The sequence below is a fragment of the Janthinobacterium sp. NKUCC06_STL genome, assembly GCF_019345455.1.
Taxonomy (GTDB): domain Bacteria; phylum Pseudomonadota; class Gammaproteobacteria; order Burkholderiales; family Burkholderiaceae_D; genus Janthinobacterium; species Janthinobacterium rivuli.
On record NZ_JAHKQY010000001.1, the window covers coordinates 715,076 to 736,471 of the forward strand.

At 63.8% G+C, this 21,396-nt stretch carries 17 protein-coding genes; 8 read left to right on the forward strand and 9 right to left on the reverse strand.

Annotation, left to right across the window (positions count from 1 at the left end; translation table 11 throughout):
• Positions 1–1,887: an MFS transporter gene (locus tag KO539_RS03250; protein ID WP_219307306.1), complete on the reverse strand. Its 1,887-nt coding sequence runs from the start codon at positions 1,885–1,887 to the stop codon at positions 1–3.
• 232 nt (positions 1,888–2,119) lie between these two features.
• Between KO539_RS03250 and KO539_RS03255 the strand changes: the two genes are divergently transcribed.
• Together KO539_RS03255 and KO539_RS03260 are read left to right on the forward strand one after the other, a co-directional pair.
• Positions 2,120–5,296: a DUF2339 domain-containing protein gene (locus KO539_RS03255; protein ID WP_219307308.1), complete on the forward strand. Its 3,177-nt coding sequence runs from the start codon at positions 2,120–2,122 to the stop codon at positions 5,294–5,296.
• Complete coding sequence (locus KO539_RS03260; protein ID WP_219307310.1) at positions 5,293–6,747, forward strand: DUF3999 family protein; 1,455 nt, start codon at positions 5,293–5,295, stop codon at positions 6,745–6,747. Before KO539_RS03255 ends, KO539_RS03260 begins: the two co-directional genes overlap by 4 nt.
• 37 nt (positions 6,748–6,784) lie before the next feature.
• On the opposite strand, the gene KO539_RS03265 is transcribed toward KO539_RS03260, so the two are convergent.
• Entirely contained in the window at positions 6,785–7,528 is a 744-nt protein-coding gene (locus KO539_RS03265) for a helix-turn-helix transcriptional regulator (protein ID WP_257626089.1), read from the reverse strand.
• 160 nt (positions 7,529–7,688) lie between these two features.
• Between KO539_RS03265 and KO539_RS03270 the strand changes: the two genes are divergently transcribed.
• The 3 genes from KO539_RS03270 to KO539_RS03280 are packed head-to-tail and all read left to right on the forward strand — an operon-like array spanning position 7,689 to position 9,343.
• The gene (locus tag KO539_RS03270) at positions 7,689–8,111 is read left to right on the forward strand and encodes a hypothetical protein (RefSeq protein ID WP_219307312.1); all 423 of its coding nucleotides are present in this window, start codon (positions 7,689–7,691) and stop codon (positions 8,109–8,111) included.
• A 24-nt stretch (positions 8,112–8,135) separates the two neighbouring features.
• Entirely contained in the window at positions 8,136–8,552 is a 417-nt protein-coding gene (locus KO539_RS03275; protein ID WP_219307313.1) for a hypothetical protein, read from the forward strand.
• A 5-nt stretch (positions 8,553–8,557) separates the two neighbouring features.
• Entirely contained in the window at positions 8,558–9,343 is a 786-nt protein-coding gene (locus tag KO539_RS03280) for a DUF2145 domain-containing protein (RefSeq protein WP_219307314.1), read from the forward strand.
• A gap of 37 nt (positions 9,344–9,380) precedes the next feature.
• On the opposite strand, the gene KO539_RS03285 is transcribed toward KO539_RS03280, so the two are convergent.
• The 5 genes from KO539_RS03285 to KO539_RS03305 all read right to left on the reverse strand — a co-directional run bounded on the left by KO539_RS03285 (position 9,381) and on the right by KO539_RS03305 (position 15,551).
• A complete protein-coding gene (locus KO539_RS03285; protein ID WP_046685768.1) occupies positions 9,381–10,454 on the reverse strand; it encodes an ABC transporter ATP-binding protein in 1,074 nt (357 codons plus the stop codon).
• Between the two features lie 35 nt (positions 10,455–10,489).
• Complete coding sequence (locus KO539_RS03290) at positions 10,490–12,280, reverse strand: iron ABC transporter permease (protein WP_219307315.1); 1,791 nt, start codon at positions 12,278–12,280, stop codon at positions 10,490–10,492.
• Positions 12,281–12,349: 69 nt separating this feature from the next.
• Positions 12,350–13,447 carry an ABC transporter substrate-binding protein gene (locus KO539_RS03295; RefSeq protein WP_176389579.1) on the reverse strand — a complete coding sequence of 366 codons (1,098 nt, stop codon included), beginning with the start codon at positions 13,445–13,447 and terminating at the stop codon, positions 12,350–12,352.
• Between the two features lie 43 nt (positions 13,448–13,490).
• A complete protein-coding gene (locus KO539_RS03300) occupies positions 13,491–14,486 on the reverse strand; it encodes a tripartite tricarboxylate transporter substrate binding protein (RefSeq protein WP_219307316.1) in 996 nt (331 codons plus the stop codon).
• Positions 14,487–14,489: 3 nt separating this feature from the next.
• Positions 14,490–15,551, reverse strand: coding sequence for a porin (locus tag KO539_RS03305; RefSeq protein WP_099403680.1), 1,062 nt, complete (start codon positions 15,549–15,551; stop codon positions 14,490–14,492).
• A 214-nt stretch (positions 15,552–15,765) separates the two neighbouring features.
• On the opposite strand from KO539_RS03305, the gene KO539_RS03310 reads away from it, so the two are divergent.
• Genes KO539_RS03310 through KO539_RS03320 form a run of 3 tightly spaced genes read left to right on the forward strand, consistent with a single transcriptional unit; the run spans position 15,766 to position 18,371 of the window.
• Positions 15,766–16,488 carry a response regulator gene (locus tag KO539_RS03310; protein ID WP_077409227.1) on the forward strand — a complete coding sequence of 241 codons (723 nt, stop codon included), beginning with the start codon at positions 15,766–15,768 and terminating at the stop codon, positions 16,486–16,488.
• Positions 16,485–17,999, forward strand: coding sequence for a sensor histidine kinase (locus KO539_RS03315; protein WP_257626090.1), 1,515 nt, complete (start codon positions 16,485–16,487; stop codon positions 17,997–17,999). The genes KO539_RS03310 and KO539_RS03315 overlap by 4 nt, the downstream gene beginning before the upstream one ends.
• Positions 18,000–18,020: 21 nt before the next feature.
• Positions 18,021–18,371, forward strand: coding sequence for a ribonuclease E inhibitor RraB (locus tag KO539_RS03320; protein ID WP_219307317.1), 351 nt, complete (start codon positions 18,021–18,023; stop codon positions 18,369–18,371).
• Between the two features lie 212 nt (positions 18,372–18,583).
• On the opposite strand, the gene KO539_RS03325 is transcribed toward KO539_RS03320, so the two are convergent.
• Both KO539_RS03325 and KO539_RS03330 read right to left on the reverse strand, forming a co-directional pair.
• On the reverse strand, positions 18,584–19,906 hold the full coding sequence (locus tag KO539_RS03325; protein WP_219307318.1) for a homoserine dehydrogenase: 1,323 nt from the start codon (positions 19,904–19,906) through the stop codon (positions 18,584–18,586).
• A gap of 73 nt (positions 19,907–19,979) precedes the next feature.
• Positions 19,980–21,209, reverse strand: a complete 1,230-nt coding sequence (locus KO539_RS03330; RefSeq protein ID WP_034750427.1) for a pyridoxal phosphate-dependent aminotransferase — start codon at positions 21,207–21,209, stop codon at positions 19,980–19,982.
• Positions 21,210–21,396: the final 187 nt, after the last annotated feature.

Below are 21,396 nucleotides of genomic sequence, written 5' to 3' on the forward strand. Positions count from 1 at the left end.
TTATTTCCACTTGCCGCGCAATTCCTGCACCTTCTGTTGCAGCAACTCTGGCGTGGCGGCCTCGGGCGCCACGGGCATGCCCACGGCCAGCGACAAACGCGAGCGCAAGCCCGCCTTGAAGGCGCGCTCGAACAAATGGCCATTGCGATGGCTCAACAGATGCCCCCACAAGCCGCGCAGCGCCAGCGGAATCACGGGTACCTTGCTGCGCTCGACTATCTTCGCAATGCCGCCCTTGAATTCGCTGATCTGGCCGGTGCGCGTCAGCTTGCCTTCCGGGAAGATGCACACGAGTTCGCCCTCATGCAGCGCTTGCGCGATATCGATAAACGCTTTTTCCATCAGGAAAGGATCTTCCTTGGCCGGCGCGATGGGAATCGCCTTGGCCGTGCGGAATATCCAGCCCATCAGCGGCATTTTGAAGATGCGGTGGTCCATGACGAAACGGATGGGGCGGGGGCTGGCCGCCATGATGACGATGGCGTCCACATAGCTGACGTGGTTGCACACCAGCACGGCCGCCCCTTCCGTGGGGATGCGCTCGCCATCGACGACTTTGACCCTGTGCACGGTCTGGATCAAGATCCACGCGAGGAAACGCATGAGGAATTCCGGCACCAGCGAGAAGATGTAGGCGGCCACCAGCGCATTCAAAATGGCCGTGACGAGGAACAGCTGCGGAATCGTAAACCCTTGCCCCAGCAGCACGATGGCCACGCCGGCCGCCGCCACCATGAACAGCGCGTTCAGGATATTCATGCCGGCGATCGTGCGCGAAATGTGTTTCGGGTCGCAGCGCGTCTGGATCAGGGCGAACAGGGGCACGATGAAAAAGCCGCCGAACACGCCGATCATGACGATGTCGATCAGAATGCGCGGCACGCCCGCCTGGCTGACGAACGCCAGCGCGTCGACCACTTGCGTATTCGCATACGCATTGCTGGCGAAATACAGGTCGATGCCGAACAGCGACAGGCCGATGGAGCCGAACGGCACCAGGCCGATTTCGATCTTGTGGCCCGACAGGCGCTCGCACAGCAGCGAACCCGTGCCGATGCCGACGGAAAACACGGTCAGCAGCAGCACGAACACGCTATGGTCGCCATGCAGGAAATCCTTCGAATACACGGGGAACTGGGCCAGGATCAGGGCGCCGTAAAACCAGAACCAGGAATTGCCCAGCATGGCCAGGAAGACGGGACGGTTCTTGCGCGAAAAATTCAGGTTGCGGAACGATTCGGCGGCGAAATTCAGGCTCACCTTCAAGTCCGGCTCGGGCGCCGGCGTGCGCGGCACGCGGTAGCTGGCGATCAGGCCGAACACGGCCACGGCGATGGTCGCGCCGGCCACCAGCTCCACGCCCAGCGGCTTGTGCACGATCAGCACGGCGCCGAGGATTTCGCCCAACAAAATGCCGACAAACGTCCCCATCTCGATCAGGCCATTGCCACCGACCAATTCCTCGGGTTTGAGCTGCTGCGGCAGGTAGGCATACTTGACGGGGCCGAACAGGGTCGAATGCACGCCCATGCCCACCACGGCGGCCACCAGCAGCCACAGGGTATGCGTCATCCAGCCAGCGGCGGCCACGGCCATGATGGCCAGTTCCATCCATTTCACGAAGCGGGCCAGGCCCGCCTTTTCAAACTTGTCGGCCAGCTGGCCCGCCGTGGCCGAAAACACGACATACGGCAAAATGAACAGGCCGGGGATCAGGTTGGTGATGGTGGACGGGTCGAGCGTGGTCCAGCTCAGCGCATCGTAGGCGAGGATCACCATCAGGGCCGTCTTGAACAGATTGTCGTTGAAGGCGCCAAAGAACTGGGTCCAGAAGAAGGGCCCGAAACGGCGCTGCGACAATAAGGAAAACTGGCTGCTTTGACTCATGGCATGGGGAACGGGCAATTAAGGAATTGCTAAAATACAGCACTATCTTGCGCACGACAATCTGAATGTCGTCATCTTGCTTGGCATCAATACGTAAAGCGCCGCGCCGCGCCATGCTGGCCCCGCACCCTACTACTTCCATGGCACAACAAAAAACGCCTTTTTCTTGATAATAAGGTAATGTGCGCATACATCGGGCGCCTTCGCCCTGACCATCCAGGAAAGCTGCCCCATGTTTGGATTGATATCGCTGATCATATTTGGCTTGCTGATCACCGCCTTCGTGCAGGTGCTGCAATACCGCAGGAAAGTGGCCGATCTGGAATTGCTGACGGCGCGCCTGCGCAAGGACGTCGACAGCGTGCAGGCGCGCCTGCACACGCTGGAAGGGCGCGCCGAAGCACCAGCTGCCGCGTCTGCCAGCGTGGCGCCAGTGGCGGTGCCGGCGCCCCCACCCGCGCCCCAAGCCGCTGCGATCAAGGTGGCCGAAGTGGCGAAGGCAGCACCGGCAGCAGCCCCCGCGCCAGCCGCACCTGTGCCGCCGAAACCAGTTCCGCCTGCCCCGCCAGTCCCCCAAAAGTCCGCCCCTGCCGTCCCCAACACCCCGTCCTGGATCGCGCACCCGAACGGTCTCGTTGCCAAGGCGAAGAACTGGCTGTTCACGGGCAACCTGGTCGCCAAGCTGGGCTTGCTGATCCTCTTCCTCGGCGTCAGCTTCCTGCTCAAATACGTGTCGGCGCAGGTCACGCTGCCCATCGAGCTGCGCCTGGCCGGCATCGCGCTGGCCGACATCGCCCTGCTGGCCTGGGCCTGGCGCATCCGCATCAGCCGTCCCGGCATCAGCTTGCCGCTGCAGGGCACGGCGCTGGCCATATTGATGCTGGTGACGTTTGGCGCCTTCCGCCTGTATGAACTGATTCCGGCCGGCATGGCATTTGCCGTGCTGTTCGTGCTGACGGCGTTCACGTGTTTGCTGGCCGTGCTGCAAAACGCCGTCTGGCTGGCCGTCTTCGGCATCGTCGGCGGCTTTGCCGTGCCCCTGCTCGTATCGACGGGCAGCGGCAACCATATCGGCCTGTTCAGCTATTACGCGCTGCTCAACGCGGGCGTCTTCGCCATCGCCCTGAAACGCGCCTGGCGCGTGCTGAATGTGCTGAGCTTTGGCTTTACCTTTGTCGTCGCCACCACCTGGGGCCTGCTGCGCTACACGCCCGAGCACTATCTGTCGACGCAGCTGTTTTTGATCCTGTTCGTGCTGTTCTATATCGGCATCGCGATTGCCTACTGCGCGCGCCAGGCGCCGCGCCTCAAGCATTACGTGGATGGCACCCTCGTGTTCGGCACGCCGCTGGCGGCCATGGGCCTGCAATATGGCCTGGTGCGGCACTTTGACTTCGGCCTGGCGTTTTCCGCGCTGCTTGCCGGCTTGACCTACACGGGACTGGCCGTGGCGCTGTGGCGCAGGAACGGCTTCAAACTGCTGGCCGAAGCCTTCCTGGCGCTGGGCATCGTCTTCGGCACCCTGGCCATTCCGTTTGCATTAGATGGCCGCTGGACCTCCGCCGCCTGGGCGCTGGAAGGCGCGGGCATCGTCTGGGTCGGCTTGCGCCAGCGCCAGACGCTGGCCTGGGTCTTCGGTCTGCTGGTGCAGGGGGCCGCCTGGCTGGCTTTCCTTGGCGCCATGCAGGAACTCAATACGGCAGCGGCCCTGGACGCCAACATCTGGCTCGGCTGCACGCTGCTGGCCGCCGCCGCGCTGGTGATGGCCTACAATTTCCGCCGCCACGGCAGCCACTTGCACCCGGAGTTCATGCGCAGCCTGTCCGTGCTGTTCCTGACGGCCGCCACGGTCTGGCTGCTGGGCGGCATCTGGACGGAAATCCTGCTGCGCACGGATGCCGCCACGCAATTGAACCTGCTCACCGTCAGCGCGCTGGCCGTGGCAGCCCTGCTGGCGGTGCTGGCGCGGCGCGAACAATGGCATGCGCCGCGCGCCCTGCTGCTGGCCGTGCAGGTGCTGGCCGGCATGGTCATGCTCAGCCGCGCCAGCTGGGCCTGGGACCAGCACCCGGCCAGCCTGTTCCAGGGTTCCTTCCTCAGCGCCCTGCTGCTGGGCGCCGCCGCCTTTGCCAGCGCCCGCTTCCTTGCGCTGCGCGCGCGCGGCGGCGACGAACTGCCGGCCCTGGTAGCGCGTCCCCTGCTGGTGTGGAGCGGCTTGCTGTGGTTTGCCGCCATCCTCGTGCCCTTCACCAGCTGGCTGCTGCGCCTGATCGACGGCGACCTGACGATGCAGCCGCACGCGGGCGAACACTGGCTGGCGCTGTACCTGATCGCCGTGTGCGTCACGACGCCCGCGTTCACCCTCCTGGCGCGGCGCCTCGACTGGCCGCAGCTGCGCTGGTTCACCGTGGCCGCCTGGCTCGGCCTGGGCTTGTGGAGCGTCAACATGCTGCTGGCGCTGTACCTGCGCGATTACCTGCCGACGGGCTTGAGCTGGCTGGCCCTGGCCAGCGCCCTGGCGGCCGGCGAATACCTGCTGCGGGCCTGGCCGCAAGCGGGCTGGCAACTCGACGTGCGGGCGCAGCGCCTGCTGCATACGCTGCGCACTGCCGCGCCATGGCTGATGCTGTGGCCCGTGGGCGCCATGCATGTCAACGCCTGGCTGGCACAGCATGAAGACAAGGTCAGCCCTGCCTGGGCCCGCTACTTGCCGGCGTGGGCCATGATGCTGGTACTGGCCTTGCTGATCCGCCGCTGCCGAGCGAACGCCTGGCCAGTGGCGCCGATTGCAGACTGGTACCAGCGGTATCTGATCCCGCTGGCGGCGGCATGGTCGCTGCTTTTGATCGCCGCATGGAACATTTTCGACGATGGCGCCATGGCCCCGCTGCCCTATTTGCCGCTGCTCAATCCGCTGGACCTGAGCACGGGCTTTGCCGTCCTGCTGGCCATTGCCAGCTACCGTTTATTCCCGGCCGGCCAGATCCCGCTGCCCGCCGTGTGGCAGGCGCGCCTGCCTGTCGTGGCCGCGTGCTTGCTGTATGGCTGGTTCAACCTGATGCTGCTGCGCACCGTGTCGCATTACCTGGGCGTGCCATATACCTTTGACGCCATGCTGGCCTCGCAGTTCGTGCAAGCGATGCTGTCGCTCGTGTGGAGCGTCACGGCCCTGCTGCTGATGCGCCATGCGGCGCGCCAGCAGCGGCGCCAGCAATGGAGCATGGGCGCCGTGCTGCTGGGACTGGTAGTCGTGAAACTGTTCCTGATCGACCTGTCGAACGTGGGCGGCATCGAACGCATCATTTCCTTTGTCGGTGTCGGCTTGCTGATGGTCTTGATCGGCTACCTGGCGCCCTTCCCCAAGGCTGCCGCGCCAGCGCCGGCCGAACCGCAACAAGGAGCCGCATGAAAGCCACATTGATCTGCTGCAGCCTGCTGGTGGCAGGCGCCGCGCTGGCCGCGCCTGGCCAGGACCGGCCACAGGACTATGCTTGGAGCATGCCCATCCAGTCGCCGGCCGGCGCCGGCGTCGTGCAGCTAACATTGCCCAGGGAAGTCTACATGCACGCCAGCTCGGCCAACCTGGCCGACGTTCGGCTATTCGACGCCGACGGCAAGCGCCTGGCCTATGCCCTCGGCGCGCCGCCCGCGCAATCGGCCACGCAACGGACAGCCATTCCAGTGCGCATTTTCCCGGTGACGGGCGCGCCGGCAATTGGCGACGGCTTGCAAGGCATCGACATCCGCACGGCCGACGATGGCCGCTTGCTGTCGGTCAGCACACGCGCCGGCACGGCCGCGGCGATGGCGGCGCTGCAAGCGCTGATCCTCGACCTGGGCAGGCAAACGCAAGACAAGCGCATCGCCGCCTTGCGCTTCACGCCACCTCCCCGCACGGACAATTACAGTGCGCAAGTGCTGCTGGAAGTGAGCGATGACCTGAAGCAATGGGACGCCATCGGCACCACCACCCTGAATTGGCTCAGCAACAGCGACACGCAAACCTTGGCCAACGACAGCATCACCTTTGCGCCGCGCGCTTTTCGCTATGCGCGCCTGAGCTGGCAAGCAGGCGAACCGCTGGCCTTTGCGGCGATTACTGCGCAAGCCGTCAGCGAAACGGACATCGCCGCGCCGCGCGCCAGCGTCGTGCTGCAAGGCACACCCGGCAAGCAGGCAAATGAATGGCGCTATGCCACTCCTCTCGCCATTCCCGCCGACAGCATCGCCCTGCAATTGACACAGACCAATACGGTACTGCCTGTGACCCTGGGCGTGTATCGCCAGAACAGCTATGTTCCCCGGCATCGGCTGCACCTGCGCCACCAGGCGCGTCCCGCGCAAGGCGCGTATTTCGACCCCCTGCTGAGCACCACGTTTTACCGCATCGGTCTCGATGGCAAAGAAAGGGTCTCGGGCGACCTGGCCATGCCCGTGACGCAAACAAACGAATGGGTGCTGCAGACCTCCACGGAACATCCTGTCCCCGCAGCCAATGTGCCCTCCTTGCGTCTGGGCTGGACACCGGCCACCGTCGTTTTCCTGGCCAGCGGCAAGCCGCCCTATCAACTGGCATTCGGCAACAGCAACGCCGCCGCCGTTGCGCAACCGCTGGCGCAGGTGGCGCCCGGCTTCAGGGCGGACGAACTGCTGGCGCTCAAGACTGCCAGCGCCGGTCCGCTCAAACCCAACGGGGGCGTAGAAGCGCCAGCACCCGTCACAAAGGACGGGGCGCCATGGCGCCTGGCCGCGCTGTGGGCCGCACTGCTGCTGGGCGTGGCCGTGCTGGGCTTTTTTGCCTGGCGCTTGCTGTCGCAGATGAAAGAGGAACAAGGCAGTACCGACAAGCAACAACCTTAATCGCAACATTCGCCGCTTGAGCGCCCTACTCGCCGACTCACTGCCGCAGCAGTGCCTTGAACGTCCGCGGCATCCACGGCCGCGCCGCCAGCATGAAGCTGATGGCCAGGCGCTCTTCGCCGGGCAGGCGCGCGTCTTCCTGGTGTTGCTGCGAGAATTCCACGGCCACCTGCTTCAGGCGTTCGAGCAAGGCCGCCGTGGATTTTTTCGACAGCATCACGTTCACCAGGCGCAGCAATTCCGTCTCACCATCGAACTGCGAGTTCAAATAGTCGCCATAGGCTTCCTTTTTGAAATACGTGTGGATAGGACCGTTCGGTATCCACGCAAACGTGCGCGCCACCAGCAGTTTGACCCGGTTATTCGGCAGCAGTTCCAGAAAACCGATCTTGTCGAGACGCAGCAGGTATTTCACGGCTTGCGCCTCGCTGATGTCGTAGATGGCGACGATCTGTTCCAGCGGCAGCAGGTTCAGGGCGGAGACAGCTACCACGAACAGCCGGGTATCCTCGATGATTTCCTTTTCCTGCGCATACGTCAGTCCCGTGATCAGGGTGGGCGCGGCCTGGGCTGACTGCACGGCCAGCGCCAGTTGCTGGAAATCGCTGCCGATGGCCACCAGGATCTGGTCCAGCCGCTGCAGGGTAAATTGCTTTTGCGAAAACATCCGCTTGACGCTGGCTTCGGACACGCCGATGCGCTGGGCCAGCTCGGCATACGTGACGGAACGCGCTTTCAACAGGCGTTTCAAGGCTTCGATCAAGGCGTGGGTTTGCGGCATGCACTTCCTTTATATAAATAGCATCGGTTCCAGCGGCAAAAAAGTAGCGCTATACGCTACCTGCGGTATGCCTGCCCGCTACGAGTAGCGTTTTCATTGACCAATTGCCCACAGTCTACAATGATGGCGTTGCCACTTGGCACACTTGAAGGAGAAACACATGAAACGCCTGCTGCCCCTCTGCCTGTCCCTGTCGTTGTTGACGCTCTCCGTGGCCGCTCCCGGCCGGGTCCACGCCGCCGCCTCCGAGAATCTGTCGAATGGCTCGCAAAACCTGAGCCAGGGATCCGCCATCGTCGTCGCCGGTTCGATGTCGATGCTGGTCGCCTCCGGCCAGGTGGTGGTCGCCAGCGTGGAAACGGTGGGCGAAGGCATCGTCATCGTGCTGAAAGGCGCGTCCGAAGCGGGCGGCGCGTCCATCCAGATGAGCACGCAAGCGGCCAAGGGCCTGTCGCTGGCGGCCGGCACCGTGGTCAACGTGGTGGCGCTGTCCACCGGCCACATGCTGGTGCTGTCCGGCAAGGCCATCGCCTTTATCCCGAACGAACTGGGCAAGGCGCTGCTGCACCACTCCAAAGTGTAACCACCAATGAAGAACGGACATTCCATGAAACATCTGCTCGCCACCGCCCTGCTGTGCGCCGCCACCATGGCGCCACTGGCCCAGGCCGCCAACTCCGACACCACCAACGCGTCCGACAACGCCAGCATGGCGTCGGCCATCGTGCTCGTCGGCTCCATGTCGGTGCTGGCCGCCGCCGGTGAAATCATCATCGACAAGGTGGAAGACGTGGCCGACGGCAGCGTCCTCGTGCTGAAAAGCGCTGCCAAAGGCGCCTCGCAGGCGGCCACGGCCTCCGTCAAGCTGAGCCAGAAGGCCACGCAAGGCCTGTCGCTGGCGGCCGGCACGGTAGTCAATGTGGTGGCCGTCTCGACGGGCCACATGCTGGTGCTGTCGGGCAAGGCCATCGCCTATGTGCCGAATGCGGCCGGCAATGCCATCCTCCACCATTCGAAAGCGTGAATCCCATGAAACGCCTGACTGCCATGATCATCAGCCTGGCCCTGGCCGGCGCCGCCCATGCGGGACGCTCGTGCGAGGAAAAGCAAACGGATGCGACCACCCTCGTCAAATCGATGGACCTGGCAAACAAGACCCTGCAGGCGCTCGACGCTTCGGGCGCGCAGGTGGCGCTGCTGGCGCGCGCCGGGCAAGACCTGTCGAAGTACAATTTGCGCTATTCGCACATGGCGCTGGCGTGGCGCGACCACCCGAAGGGCCGCTGGCTGGTAGTGCATGAACTCAATGAGTGCGGCACGGCGCAATCGTCGCTGTACAACGAAGGCCTGGGCAATTTCTTCATGGATGATGTGTTCATGTATGAAAGCATGATCCTGATTCCGGGCCAGGATACGCAGCAGCAACTGGTGCGCCTGCTGACGTCGAACACGCCCAAGCGCCTGCATGAGGCGCACTACAATATGCTGGCCTACCCGTTTTCCACCAAATACCAGAACTCGAATCAGTGGGTGCTGGAAACCCTGGCCGCCGCCAGCAACGAGCCGGGCAAGATAGAAACGCGCGCCGAAGCGCAAACCTGGCTGCGCAGCGCCAGCTACGCGCCGCAAACGCTGAGCATACCCGCCGCCACGCGCCTGGGCGCGCGCATGTTCCGCGCGAATATCGCTTTCGACGATCACCCGTTCGAGCGCCGCATGACGCGCCAGATCGACGTCGTCAGCGTCGATTCCATCGTGCGCTTCATGCGCCAGCGCGAACCGAAAGCGCAGGAAATCGTCGTGCGGGGGAATTAAGCAGGGCGAGGCGGCCAGGGTGGCCACCTCGCCAACGTTAAAACACCCAGAGCTTATCGGCCGGCATGTGCAACCAGTACTTGCCCGCTTCGAGCTTGTGGCGCGAATAGGCGCGCAGGCTGATGTTTTCGGCGCCGCCGCGTTCGAACAGGCATTCCCAGCGGTCGCCCAGGTACATACACGTCAGCAGCGGCAGCTCGATGGCATTGTCGACCTGCGTGGCGCTGATCTTGACTTCCTCGACGCGGATCATGGTGGTCACCTCCGTGCCCACGTTGGCGCCGCGCGCCACGCCCTGCATGGAGGCGCCATCGACCAGCAAGCGCACCTGATTGCCTTCGCGCTGCACCACCTTGCCGGGCAGGCGGTTGTTACTGCCCATGAATTCGGCCGTGAACAGGGTGTCCGGCGTTTCATACATGCTTTGCGGCGTGCCCTGCTGCTCGATCTTGCCGTTATTGAGCAGCAGAATGCGGTCGGAAATGGCCATCGCCTCGCCCTGGTCATGCGTCACCATCAGGGCCGACAGGCCCAGGCGCACGATCAGTTCGCGCAGGAAGGCGCGTGCTTCCTCGCGCAGCTTGGCGTCCAGGTTCGACAGCGGTTCGTCGAGCAGGATCACGGGCGGGTTGTACACCAGCGCGCGGGCGATCGCCACGCGCTGCTGCTGGCCGCCGGACAGCTGGTGCGGATAGCGCTCGCCCAGGTGGCCCAGGCCCAGCTGCGTCAGCACTTCCTTGATGCGCGCGGCGATTTCCGTGCTGCCCATCTTGCGCAATTTGAGGCCGTAGGCGACGTTGTCGAAGACGGTCTTGTGCGGCCACAGCGCGTACGACTGGAACACCAGTCCCAGGTTGCGGTGCTCGGCCGGCATTTCGAAATGCTTCGCGCCATCGAAGACATTGCGCTCGCCGATCTGGATCGTGCCCGCCTTCGGGCTTTCCAGGCCAGCGACGGCGCGCAGCAAGGTGGTCTTGCCGCTGCCCGAAGGCCCCAGCAAGGCGACCACTTCGCCTTTTTTCAGGTGCATCGAGACACCCTTCAGGATCTGGTTGGCGGAGGCGCCGGTGCCGTAGTCCAGGTACAGCTCATTGACGGTCAATTCATTCATGATGTGGTCTCAGTCTTTGTATTTAGTTATGCGGCTCAGTTGTGTAACTTCACGCCGAAGCGCAGCGCGATGCCCAGGCCGATGGCCACCAGGGTGATATTGATGAAGGACAGCGCCGCCACCAGATCGGTCGAGCCGCCCGCCCACAGCGACACCAGCATGGCGCCGATCACTTCCGTGCCCGGCGAGAGCAGGTACACGCCCGTCGAATATTCGCGTTCGAAGATCAGGAACACCATCAGCCAGGCGCCCAGCAAGCCGTATTTGATCAGCGGCAGGGTCACGTCGCGCGTCACCTGGCCACGGTTGGCGCCGACGGCGCGCGCCGCCTCTTCCAGTTCCGGGCCCACCTGCAACAGCGCGGTGGAAATGAGGCGCATGCCGTAAGCCATCCACACCACCGAATACGCGAGCCACAGAGCGAAGATCGTCGAGCGCACTTCGCGCAGCACGGGGATCACATGGCCGCTCAGCCACAGGGCCACGCCGTTGTCCATGCCTTTCAATATGCCGTCGAGCCAGGCTGGCACGAACAGGAACACCCACAGGAACGACAGGCCGGCCAGCAAACCCGGCACGGCGCGCGGCACCAGCACGCTGTAATCGAGCAGGCGCGTAATGCCGTCCTGCTTGCGGTGCATGGCCAGCGCGATGAAGCTGTAGCAGCCCACGGCCAGCGCGCCGCCGACGACGCCGATCAGGATGGTGTTGACGATGCCGCGCACCAGCGATGGCTGGTCGAAAATATCGCGGAAGTGCTGCAAGGTCAATACGTCGGCCAGATGCACGCCCTCGCCCCAGTACTGCACGAAGGAGCGCAGCACGATGCCGCTCAAAGGCAGGATGATGGTGAAAATCAGCCAGCCTGCCAGCAAGGCAAACGCCAGCCACTTCCAGCGGCCCAGCGGCATCGCCTTGCTGCGCGCGCCCTTGCCCTTGATCGACACATATTTGTTGGCGGACTTGAGCAGCCAGCGCTGTATCATCACCAGTGGCATGGTCACCATCACCAGGCAGACGGCGACGGCGGCCATCAGGTGGTACGACGGCGTGCCGAGTTTATTCGTCAGCTTGTACAGATAGGTCGGCAGCACCAGATGGCCTTCCGGATCGCCGAGCACCAGCACCAGGCCGAATACCTCGAAGCCGAGGAAGAACACCAGCACGCCCGCATACGCCAGCGCCGGCATGATCATCGGCAGCGACACATTGAGCATCACCTGGATCGGCGAGGCGCCAGCCACGCGGGCCGCTTCTTCCACGTCCGAGCCCAGGCTTTTCAGGGCCGACGACGCATACAGGTAGACGTGCGGCACGTGCGTCAGGCCGGCGATGATGACGATGCTGGTGAAGGAATAGATATTCCAGGGCACGAAGCCCAGCAGCTCCTTGGCCCAGACCGAGTAGAAGCCCACGGGCCCCATCGACACGACGTAGCCAAAGCCCATCACCATCGGCGAGACAAAGATCGGCACCAGCAGCATCGGCGCCACCCAGCCGCGGCCCGGCAAATCGGTGCGCACCATCAGGAAGGCCAGCATGCCGCCCAGTGGCACGGCGATCACGGTCAGGCCGCAGGCAAGCATCAGGCCATTCTTGAAGGCCATCGAGAAATCGGGATCATCGAAGATGAAACGATAGGAATCAAAGCCGAATTCGCGCACCGGCATGAAAAACGGCGCGTTCAAAAAGCTCTGGTAAAAAATCAGGAACAGCGGCAGGAAAATGGCGACCATGGTGATCGCCACGACCACGCCGCGCGGCCAGTTCAGGCGCGACAAGGGAGAGCGCGACCGTGCAGGCAGCGGCAAGATAGCAGTTTGCATGATGAATCCAATGAATGAAGGGTACGGCATCCGTCCGCGGGCACGCGCCTGCGGACGGCCAGAACGGCGTTACTTCTTGCCGGCTGTTTCTTTCCATTGCTTGAGGAATGCCATGCGCTTGGCAGGTCCCAGGAATTGCAGGATGATCGGATGCACGGGCACCGGCTTGACATTGGCCGCGCCGATTTCCTTGATCAGGTCCGCCGAGGTGGTCTCGCCCGTGACGTCGGCGCGGATGGCGAACAGCTTGGCGCCGTTCGCGATGATGGTCTGGCCGCGGTGCGACAGGATGTAGTCGAGCCACAGCTTGCTGGCGTTGACGTTCTTCGCGTTCTTGTTGATGAACTGCACGCGCGACAGGATCAGGGTGTAATCCTTGGGCAGCACCACGCCAATCGACGGATCGGTCTTGGCGCGCACCAGGGCGTAGGAGCCCAGCACGTTGTAGCCGATCAGGTTTTCGCCCGACGAAATGCGCTCCATCATGGTGCCCGTCGACGACTGCACGCGCACCTTGGCCGTGCCAAACGCGTTTTGCAGCGCCAGGAACTGCGGATATTCCTTCGCGTCCTGCGACATGAACATGAAGCCCACGCCCGACTTTTCGATGTCGTAGGTGGTGACCTTGTCCTTGAACTTCGGCGTGGCGATCAGCTTGACGAAGTCGTCGTGGTTCTTCGGCACTTCCTTCGGATCGAGCAAACGCTTGTTGTAGACGATGGCGGCAGGCTCGAACGTGGTGCCGTAAGCCTGGTCGTCCCACATGGCCCAGCCGGGAATCTTGCCCGCTTCGACCGACTTGTATTTCAGGGCGTAGCCATCGGAGGCCAGGCGCATCTGCAAGTCCATCGCCGACGACCACATCACGTCGGCCGTGTTGCCGCCAGCGGCCACTTCGGAAATGAAGCGGTTGTACACTTCCGTCGAATTCATGTCGTTGTATTCGACCGAGATGCCGGGATACAGGGCGCTGAAATCCTTGATCAGCGGCGCGGCGGCCTTGCTGTCGGTGGCGCTGTAGATCACCACCTTGCCTTCCTTCTTGGCCGCGTCGATGATCTTCTGGTAGTCGGCCGGATAGCCTGCCGGCACCTGCGCGAAAGCGGCGCCGGTGCTACCCGCGAAAGCGGCGGCCAGGGCGATGGCGAGTATGGTTTTGGTTTGCATGGTTTGTCTCCGTCTGTGATTGTTGTATGGTTTGCTCTTGGATTCAGCGCATCAGGCCCAGTTCGGCCGCCTGCCTGGAGTAGCGTTCGACTGCCTGGTTCACGTACTGCGTCAATTTGTCGCCCGTCAGCGCGAACGGATACATGCCCGATTGCGTGCGCCACTGGGCAAACTGCGGCGTGGCCATCGCACGGTCGAACGTGGCCACCCAGCGCTGGTAATCCGCTTCCGGCACTTGCGGCCCCATCCACAGGCCGCGGATGATGGGCCAGACCACGTCGACGCCCTGCTCACGCGCCGTCGGCACGCTGGCCAGCACGCCGGGCAAGCGCTTTTCCGACAGCACCGCCAGCACACGCGCATGGCTGTCGCCCGCGTTCAGGGTCGCTTCCGACGTGTCGCCCGACATCACCTGCACGTAGTTGGCCTGCATCGCCGTGAAGATCTCGCCGCCACCTTCCAGCGCCACGAAGCGCAGCACTTTCGGGTCGATGCCGGCCCGGCGCGCCACCAGCGCCATCTTCACCCAGTCCTGGCTGCCGATGGTGCCGGACACGCCGATCAGCACCTTGTCGGGGTGGCGCTTGAGCGCGGCGATCAGGTCGGCCAGGCTCTTGTAGGGCGAGTCGCTGCGCACGGCGATCATGCCGTAGTCGGCGCCCAGCGCCGCCACCCAGCGCACGTCGCCCGTCTTGGCGTTGCCGAACTTGCCTTGCGCCAGGTTCAGCAGCGAACCGCCCGAAAACACCACCAGGGTGTTGGCTTCGGCACGCCGGCGCTGCGACCCCATCGAGCGCCACGCCACCGCGCCGATGCCGCCCGGCAGATAGCTGATGCGCACCGACGACGCGAACGGCGCTGCCGCCGCCGGATCGGGCTGCAGCAGCCCTTTCTGCGCCAGCTTGCAGGTCAGGTCCATGGCGCCGCCCGGCTTGGACGGCACCACGCAGTCGACTTCAGGCGCGGCCGCTGCCGCCAGCGCGGGCAGCGGCGCAAACGACAACAGCAACGACAGGAACGCGGTGCGCAGCATGGTCATGCCTTAGAAGCGGTGCTGGATGCCGGCGATCAGGCCGCGCTGCGTGTCGCCGAAACCGGCGTCGTCACGCGACAGGCTGACCAGCTGGTTGTGCTTGGCCTTGGCGTAGGCGCCGGCCACGTACAGGTCGGTGCGCTTGGACAGGGCATAGCGCACGCGCGCCACGTACATGATCGGATCGGCATTGAGGTTGGCGGCCACGTTTTTCACGTCCTGGTAGTAGATCACGCCCGTCAGGGTGACGACCGGTGTGGTCTTGTAGCTGACGCCGCCCCAGTACAGGGTGCCGCGCACGTCGGCCTTGCCGGCTGCCGCAGGATCGAGCTTGTAGTCGCGCGCCGCCGCCTGCACTTTCCACGGGCCGTCGTCATACATGGCGCCCAGGTGGTAGACGGTGGTCTTGTCGCGCGCGCCGCCGGCGATGGTGTTGCCGTTGACCTGTTCATACGTGGCCAGCAGGCTGACAGGACCCGTCTTGTAGGTGACGGCCGTGGACAGCTTGGCGCTGTCCGAGTTGCCCGTCGACTGTTCGCCGAAACCGTACGATGCGCCGTAGCTGAAGTCGCCCGTCTTGCCCGAATACTTGACCATATTGTCGAAGGCCGTCGTCATGCCGTATTTGCTCGGCCCCGTCGCGTTGGCCGAAGTGGCCCACGAGTAGAACGGCGCATACGCCATCGGATCGAATGGCAGCACGAAGTCGTACACGGTGGTGAACGAACGTCCCAGCACGACGCGGCCAAACGCGCCTTCCAGGCCCACGTTGGCCTGGCGCTTGAACAGCGCGCCGTCGGCCGCACCCGTGTCAACCAGGATACCGCCTTCCAGATTGAAGACGGCTTTCAGGCCGCCGCCCAGGTCTTCGCTGCCCAGGATGCCCCAGCGCGAGGTGTTCATGCCGCCGGAGCTCACTTGCGTCATCGAGCTTTTGTTCGGGCCGGCGTTGCTGGTGTTGCTGATGCCGGCGTCAAGACGTCCGTACAGGGTGACGTTCGACTGGGCGTGGGCGCTGCCGGCTGCGGCGAGTACCGCCATGGCGGCCAGCGAGAATGCAGTTTTCTTCATGTAAAGTGTCTCCCTTAGATATAGTTATTGGTGATATGCCTGATCAATTTCATGAATCAGGATCACACTATATGATCGTGATCCTTTCAATTCGCTTTCAGACTGACAGGTGTCGTCCGCCAGCCACAAGGAGGACAAACTTATTCATCGCCGCCCCTGTCGGCGCGGCGCCAGCAGGCTTACACTGTATCGTTTCAAACGAATGGCGGAGACCATGCGCATATTACTAGTGGAAGACCATCTGGAGCTGTCGCACTGGCTGGCAAAGGCCCTGCGCGACGCGCACCTGACGGTGGAGACCGCCCACAACGGCGCCGATGCCGACGCCCTGCTGCACACGCAGGAATATTCTTTGGTGCTGCTCGACCTGACCCTGCCGAAGATGGATGGCCTGGACGTGCTGCGCCGCCTGCGCGCGCGCGGCGGCACGCGCGGCAAGACTCCCGTCATGATACTCACGGCACGCGGCGGCCTCGATGAAAAAGTACAGGGCCTGAACCTGGGCGCGGACGACTACATGGCCAAGCCGTTCGAACTGGCCGAACTGGAAGCGCGCGTAAAAGCCCTGCTGCGCCGCAGCCAGGGCAACGAAGCCCTTGTCCACACCTGCGGCGCCCTCAGTTTCGACACCGTCACGCGCATGTTCAGCTATGCTGGCGCCCCTTTTCCCCTGACGCCGCGCGAACACGCGGTGCTCGAAGCGCTGATCACGCGCTCGGGGCGCGCCGTGTCGAAGGAAAAGCTGTTCGACGAAGTCTTCGCGCTGGCCGACGACGCCAACCTCGACGCCATCGAACTGTATATCCACCGCGTACGCAAGAAGCTGGAAAGCGGCGTCGAAAGCGGCTCGCCCGACGGCGCCGTCATCACCACCCTGCGCGGCATCGGCTACCTGCTGCAGCCGCGCAGCGCGATGGCGCCGGCCGCGCCAAAATGACCGAACGCGCCCCACGCCCGCCCCTGCTGGAACGCCTGCGCCGGCGCCGGGCGCAGGGCCGGCCGCTGGGCAGCCTGCGCAGCCAGCTGCTGCGCTGGCTGCTCATCCCGCTGGTGATGCTGGTGCTGCTCGATGCCGTTTTTGTGTACCGCAATGCGCTCGACGCGGCCGACATGGCCTACGACCGCTCCCTGCTGGCGTCGACGCGGGCGCTGGCCGAAAGAGTCTCCATCGTCAACGGCAAAGTGGTGGCCGAAGTACCCTACGTGGCGCTCGACAGCTTCGAGACCGACACCCTGGGCCGCATCTACTACAAGGTGACGGGCATCAATGGCGAGCTGGTATCGGGCTATGGCGACTTGCCGCCCGTGCCGAAAAACGTGCCCCGCTCGCAGAATTATCCGGCCCTGGTGCGCTTCTACCATGCCGACTACCACGGCAAGCCGATCCGCATCGCCGCCCTGCTGCAACCCGTGTATGACGACTCGATGCGCGGCATTGCCCTGATCCAGGTGGCCGAGACGCTGGATGCGCGGCGCGGCCTGTCGAACCAGATCCTGTTCGATACCCTGATCTGGCAGGCGGCGATGATACTGGTGATGGGCGCCCTCGTGTGGTTTGCCGTGCGCCTGGTGCTGCGCCCGCTGATGCGCCTGAAAACGGAAGTCGAGACGCGCACCCTGTCCGACCTGTCCGACGTTGATCCCACGCTGGTGCACAAGGAAATGCGCCCGCTGGTGAGCGCCATGAACGGCTCCATGTCGCGCCTGCAGCAGCTGATCGCCAGCCAGCGCCGCTTCATCGCCGACGCCTCGCACCAGCTGCGCACGCCGTTGACGGTGCTGAAAACCCAGGCCGAACTGGCCATGCGCGAATGCGACCGCCAGGCGGGCGCGCCGCCGGACATCGCCGCCCTGCGCGACATCGTGCGCTCGATCGCCGTCACCACCGATTCGACCGTGCTGCTGGCCAACCGCCTGCTGACCCTGGCGCGCATCGAGCATGGCGGCGAGAACCTGGCAATGGACACGGTGCCCTTACGCGACGTGGCGCAGCAGGTTGGGCTGGAAATGGCCATGGCCGCCGTCGGCAAAAATATCGACCTGTCGCTGGAAGCGCCCGACGAAGCGCCCGTGCATGGCCAGGCCCTGCTGCTGCATGAGCTGGTGGCCAACCTGGTCGACAACGCCCTGCGCTACACGCCGCAGGGCGGCAGCGTGATCCTGCGCGTGCGCGCGGGCGGCCGTGGAAACGAAACGGTGCTGGAAGTGGAAGACAGCGGCGCCGGCATCCCGCCCGCGGAACGCGAACGCGTGTTCACGCCGTTCTACCGGGTCGGCGCGGCGCTGGAAAGCAATCCGGGCGGCGCCGGCCTGGGCCTGGCCATCGTGCGCGACATCGCGGCCCTGCACGGCGCGCGCCTGGAACTGGCGACGGCGGCGAATGGACATGGGCTGAAAGTCGGCGTGTATTTCGCCCCGGCGCCAGTCGATGCTAAGATCGCGTCCTGAGATTTTAAGGAAGGCAGCGCCATGATGACCAAAGAAGATGTAACCGAACTGTTTGCCAATATCGCCGAGAACGCGCCCTGGGACCTGTCCCAGCCGCTGCTGTGGGGCTATTACTTCACCAACCCCACGTCCGAACCGCTGGAGCAGGCCGCCACCCTGCTGGCGCTGCAGGGCTACCGCCCGGTGGAACTGTACCAGCCGGAACTCGACGACCCGGCGGCACCGCCCGTGTGGGTGCTGCACGTGGAAAAGGCCGAAGTGCATGGCGTCGACAGCCTGCACGCGCGCAATGGCGAACTGATGGCGTTTGCGCAGGAAAACCAGCTGGCCAGCTATGACGGCATGGATGTGGGCCCCGTCACCGCGCCTTGAGCGGCGTAGGCGTAGGTCGGATTAGGTCCGAAGGGCCGTAATCCGACAGCACCATCGGCCATGCCAACAATGTTGTCGGATTAGTGCGGCCTTGCCGCACTAATCCGACCTACTTGCCATGACCACATGGGCGTGGGCGCCGTCATCCGGCAACATCACGCATAAAAAAACGGCGCCCGCGGGCGCCGTTTTGCATGGCTCGCTGCAAACGCTCAGCTGAGGTTTTCCAGGCGGATCTTAGTGACCGTGCCTACCACGCTGTTGAGGGCTTCCATCTTCTCGATGGCCGCCGTGACGTTCTTTTCCTGCGTCTGGTGCGTCAGCATGATGATGTCCGTGTGCGTCTCGCCCTCGGCCGGCTCTTTTTGCAGCATGGCGTCGATCGAGATGCCGCGTTCGGCCAGGATGCGCGTCAGGTCGGCCAGCACGCCCGGCTGGTCGGCCACGTGCATGCGCAGGTAGTAGCTGGTGGTGATTTCCGACATCGGCAGAATCGCGATATCGGTCATCGCGTTCGGCTGGAAGGCCAGGTGCGGCACGCGGTGTTCCGGATCGGCCGTGGCCAGGCGCGTGATGTCGACCAGGTCGGCGATCACCGACGAGGCAGTCGGCTCGGCGCCCGCGCCGCGGCCCGAATACAGGCTGGCGCCGACGGCGTCGCCATGCACGAGCACCGCGTTCATGGCGCCTTCCACGTTGGCGATCAGGCGCTTGGCCGGGATCAGGGTCGGATGCACGCGCAGCTCGATGCCTTCCACGCCGTTGACGGTGGCGCGCTTGGTGATGCCCAGCAGCTTGATGCGGTAGCCCAGCTGCTCGGCGTAGCGGATGTCGACGGCATTGAGGTTGCTGATACCTTCCACGTAGGCCTTGTCGAACTGCACCGGGATGCCGAAGGCGATGGCCGACATGATGGTCGCCTTGTGCGCGGCGTCGACGCCTTCGATGTCGAAGGTGGGGTCGGCTTCCGCGTAACCGAGTTCCTGCGCCTGTTTCAGCACGGTGGCGAAATCGAGGCCCTTGTCGCGCATCTCGGACAGAATGAAATTGGTGGTGCCGTTGATGATGCCGGCGATCCATTCGATGCGGTTGGCCGTCAAGCCTTCGCGCAGCGCCTTGATGATGGGGATGCCGCCGGCGACGGCCGCCTCGAAGGCCACCATCACGCCCTTGTCCTGGGCGGCGGCGAAGATTTCGTTGCCGTGCACGGCCAGCAGGGCCTTGTTGGCCGTGACCACGTGCTTGCCGTTGGCAATGGCCTGCAGCACCAGGGTTTTCGACAGGTCGTAGCCGCCGATCAGTTCGACGACGATGTCGATCTCGGGATCGTTGACGATCTGGTAGGGGTCGTTGACGACCTTGCAGGCGCCGGCGACCAGTGCTTCGGCGCGCGCCACGTCGCGCACGGCGACGGCGACGACTTCAATGCCGCGGCCCGCGCGGCGCTTGATTTCTTCCTGGTTGCGTTTCAGGACGCTGAACGTGCCGTAACCGACATTGCCCAGGCCCAGCAGGCCGATCTTGATGGATTTCATAGTTGTGCTTGACTGCTCATAAGTGGCGCCCCCTTGGGCAGCGCCAGGTTGATCGAGATTGCTGCTGGCTGGTTCAGCCCCGGCCGTGACGCTTGCGATAGCCTTCGAGGAAGCGCGCAATGCGCCCCATGGCCTCGGTCAGGTCATCGGAGTTGGGCAGGAAGACGACGCGGAAATGGTCGGGCGCGATCCAGTTGAAGCCCGTGCCCTGCACGATCAGGACCTTCGCTTCGGCCAGTAATTCATAGGCAAACTGCTGGTCGTCGGCGATCGGATAGATCTCCGGGTCCAGGCGCGGAAACATGTACAGCGCGGCCTTTGGCTTGACACAGGTGACGCCCGGAATATCGGTCAGCAGCTTGTGCGCCAGGTCGCGCTGTTTCAACAGGCGCCCGCCGGGCCCCACCAGGTCTTGTATGCTCTGGTAGCCGCCAAGCGCCGTCTGGATGGCAAACTGCCCCGGCGCGTTGGCGCATAGCCGCATCGAGGCCAGCATGTTGAGGCCTTCGATGTAATCTTTTGCGTGGCGTTTTTCGCCCGAGACCACCATCCAGCCGGAACGGTAGCCGCAGGAGCGGTAATTCTTCGACAGGCCGTTCATGGTGATGAACAGCACGTCGTCGGCCAGCGAGGCGATCGACACGTGCTCGGCTTCGTCATACAGCACCTTGTCGTAGATCTCGTCGGCGAAAATGATCAATTGGTGCTGGCGCGCCAGTTCGACGATCTGCAGCAGCACGGAAACCGGGTACAGCGCGCCCGTGGGATTGTTCGGGTTGATGACGACGATGGCTTTCGTTTGCGGCGTGATCTTGCGGCGCATGTCCTCGATGTCGGGATACCACTCGTTCTGCTCGTCGCACACATAGTGCACGGGATTGCCGCCCGACAGGCTGACGGCGGCCGTCCACAGCGGGTAATCGGGCGCCGGCACCAGCACTTCGTCGCCACTGTTGAGCAACGCGTTCATCGACATGACGATCAGTTCGGAAGCGCCATTGCCCAGGTAAATGTCATCGATGGTCACGCCGGCGATATTCTTGCCCTGCGTGTAGTGCATGACGGCCTTGCGCGGCGCGAACATGCCTTTCGAATCCGTATAGCCGGCCGCGTTCTGCAGATTGAGCATCATGTCGCGCACGATCTCGTCGGGCGGATCGAAGCCGAATACGGCCAGATTGCCGATATTGAGCTTGGTGATCTTGTGGCCTTCTTCTTCCATTTGCCTGGATTTTTCCAGGACCGGGCCGCGGATGTCGTAGCAGACGTCCGCCAATTTATTCGATTTCTGAATCGGTCGCAAAATAAATCCCTGTCGTGATGCGGCGCGGAGACCGAAGCTTGCAGCATGATAGCCGCGCCAGAACTATGAACCCGTGAAACTGCGATGCGAAAGACTGCAAGGCGAAAACAACCATTCTCGCCGAAAACAGGCCATTTTATCAAATTAAACATGGCGAACCCCAGCATTTGACGCCGATTCTGCCACG

What these genes read in the sequence shown, in the direction of transcription:
- KO539_RS03250 (WP_219307306.1), bottom strand. Translation starts at nt 1,887, where the DNA reads ATGAGTCAAAGCAGCCAGTTTTCCTTATTGTCGCAGCGCCGTTTCGGG.
- KO539_RS03255 (WP_219307308.1), top strand. Translation starts at nt 2,120, where the DNA reads ATGTTTGGATTGATATCGCTGATCATATTTGGCTTGCTGATCACCGCC.
- KO539_RS03260 (WP_219307310.1), top strand. Translation starts at nt 5,293, where the DNA reads ATGAAAGCCACATTGATCTGCTGCAGCCTGCTGGTGGCAGGCGCCGCG.
- KO539_RS03265 (WP_257626089.1), bottom strand. Translation starts at nt 7,528, where the DNA reads ATGCCGCAAACCCACGCCTTGATCGAAGCCTTGAAACGCCTGTTGAAA.
- KO539_RS03270 (WP_219307312.1), top strand. Translation starts at nt 7,689, where the DNA reads ATGAAACGCCTGCTGCCCCTCTGCCTGTCCCTGTCGTTGTTGACGCTC.
- KO539_RS03275 (WP_219307313.1), top strand. Translation starts at nt 8,136, where the DNA reads ATGAAACATCTGCTCGCCACCGCCCTGCTGTGCGCCGCCACCATGGCG.
- KO539_RS03280 (WP_219307314.1), top strand. Translation starts at nt 8,558, where the DNA reads ATGAAACGCCTGACTGCCATGATCATCAGCCTGGCCCTGGCCGGCGCC.
- KO539_RS03285 (WP_046685768.1), bottom strand. Translation starts at nt 10,454, where the DNA reads ATGAATGAATTGACCGTCAATGAGCTGTACCTGGACTACGGCACCGGC.
- KO539_RS03290 (WP_219307315.1), bottom strand. Translation starts at nt 12,280, where the DNA reads ATGCAAACTGCTATCTTGCCGCTGCCTGCACGGTCGCGCTCTCCCTTG.
- KO539_RS03295 (WP_176389579.1), bottom strand. Translation starts at nt 13,447, where the DNA reads ATGCAAACCAAAACCATACTCGCCATCGCCCTGGCCGCCGCTTTCGCG.
- KO539_RS03300 (WP_219307316.1), bottom strand. Translation starts at nt 14,486, where the DNA reads ATGACCATGCTGCGCACCGCGTTCCTGTCGTTGCTGTTGTCGTTTGCG.
- KO539_RS03305 (WP_099403680.1), bottom strand. Translation starts at nt 15,551, where the DNA reads ATGAAGAAAACTGCATTCTCGCTGGCCGCCATGGCGGTACTCGCCGCA.
- KO539_RS03310 (WP_077409227.1), top strand. Translation starts at nt 15,766, where the DNA reads ATGCGCATATTACTAGTGGAAGACCATCTGGAGCTGTCGCACTGGCTG.
- KO539_RS03315 (WP_257626090.1), top strand. Translation starts at nt 16,485, where the DNA reads ATGACCGAACGCGCCCCACGCCCGCCCCTGCTGGAACGCCTGCGCCGG.
- KO539_RS03320 (WP_219307317.1), top strand. Translation starts at nt 18,021, where the DNA reads ATGATGACCAAAGAAGATGTAACCGAACTGTTTGCCAATATCGCCGAG.
- KO539_RS03325 (WP_219307318.1), bottom strand. Translation starts at nt 19,906, where the DNA reads ATGAAATCCATCAAGATCGGCCTGCTGGGCCTGGGCAATGTCGGTTAC.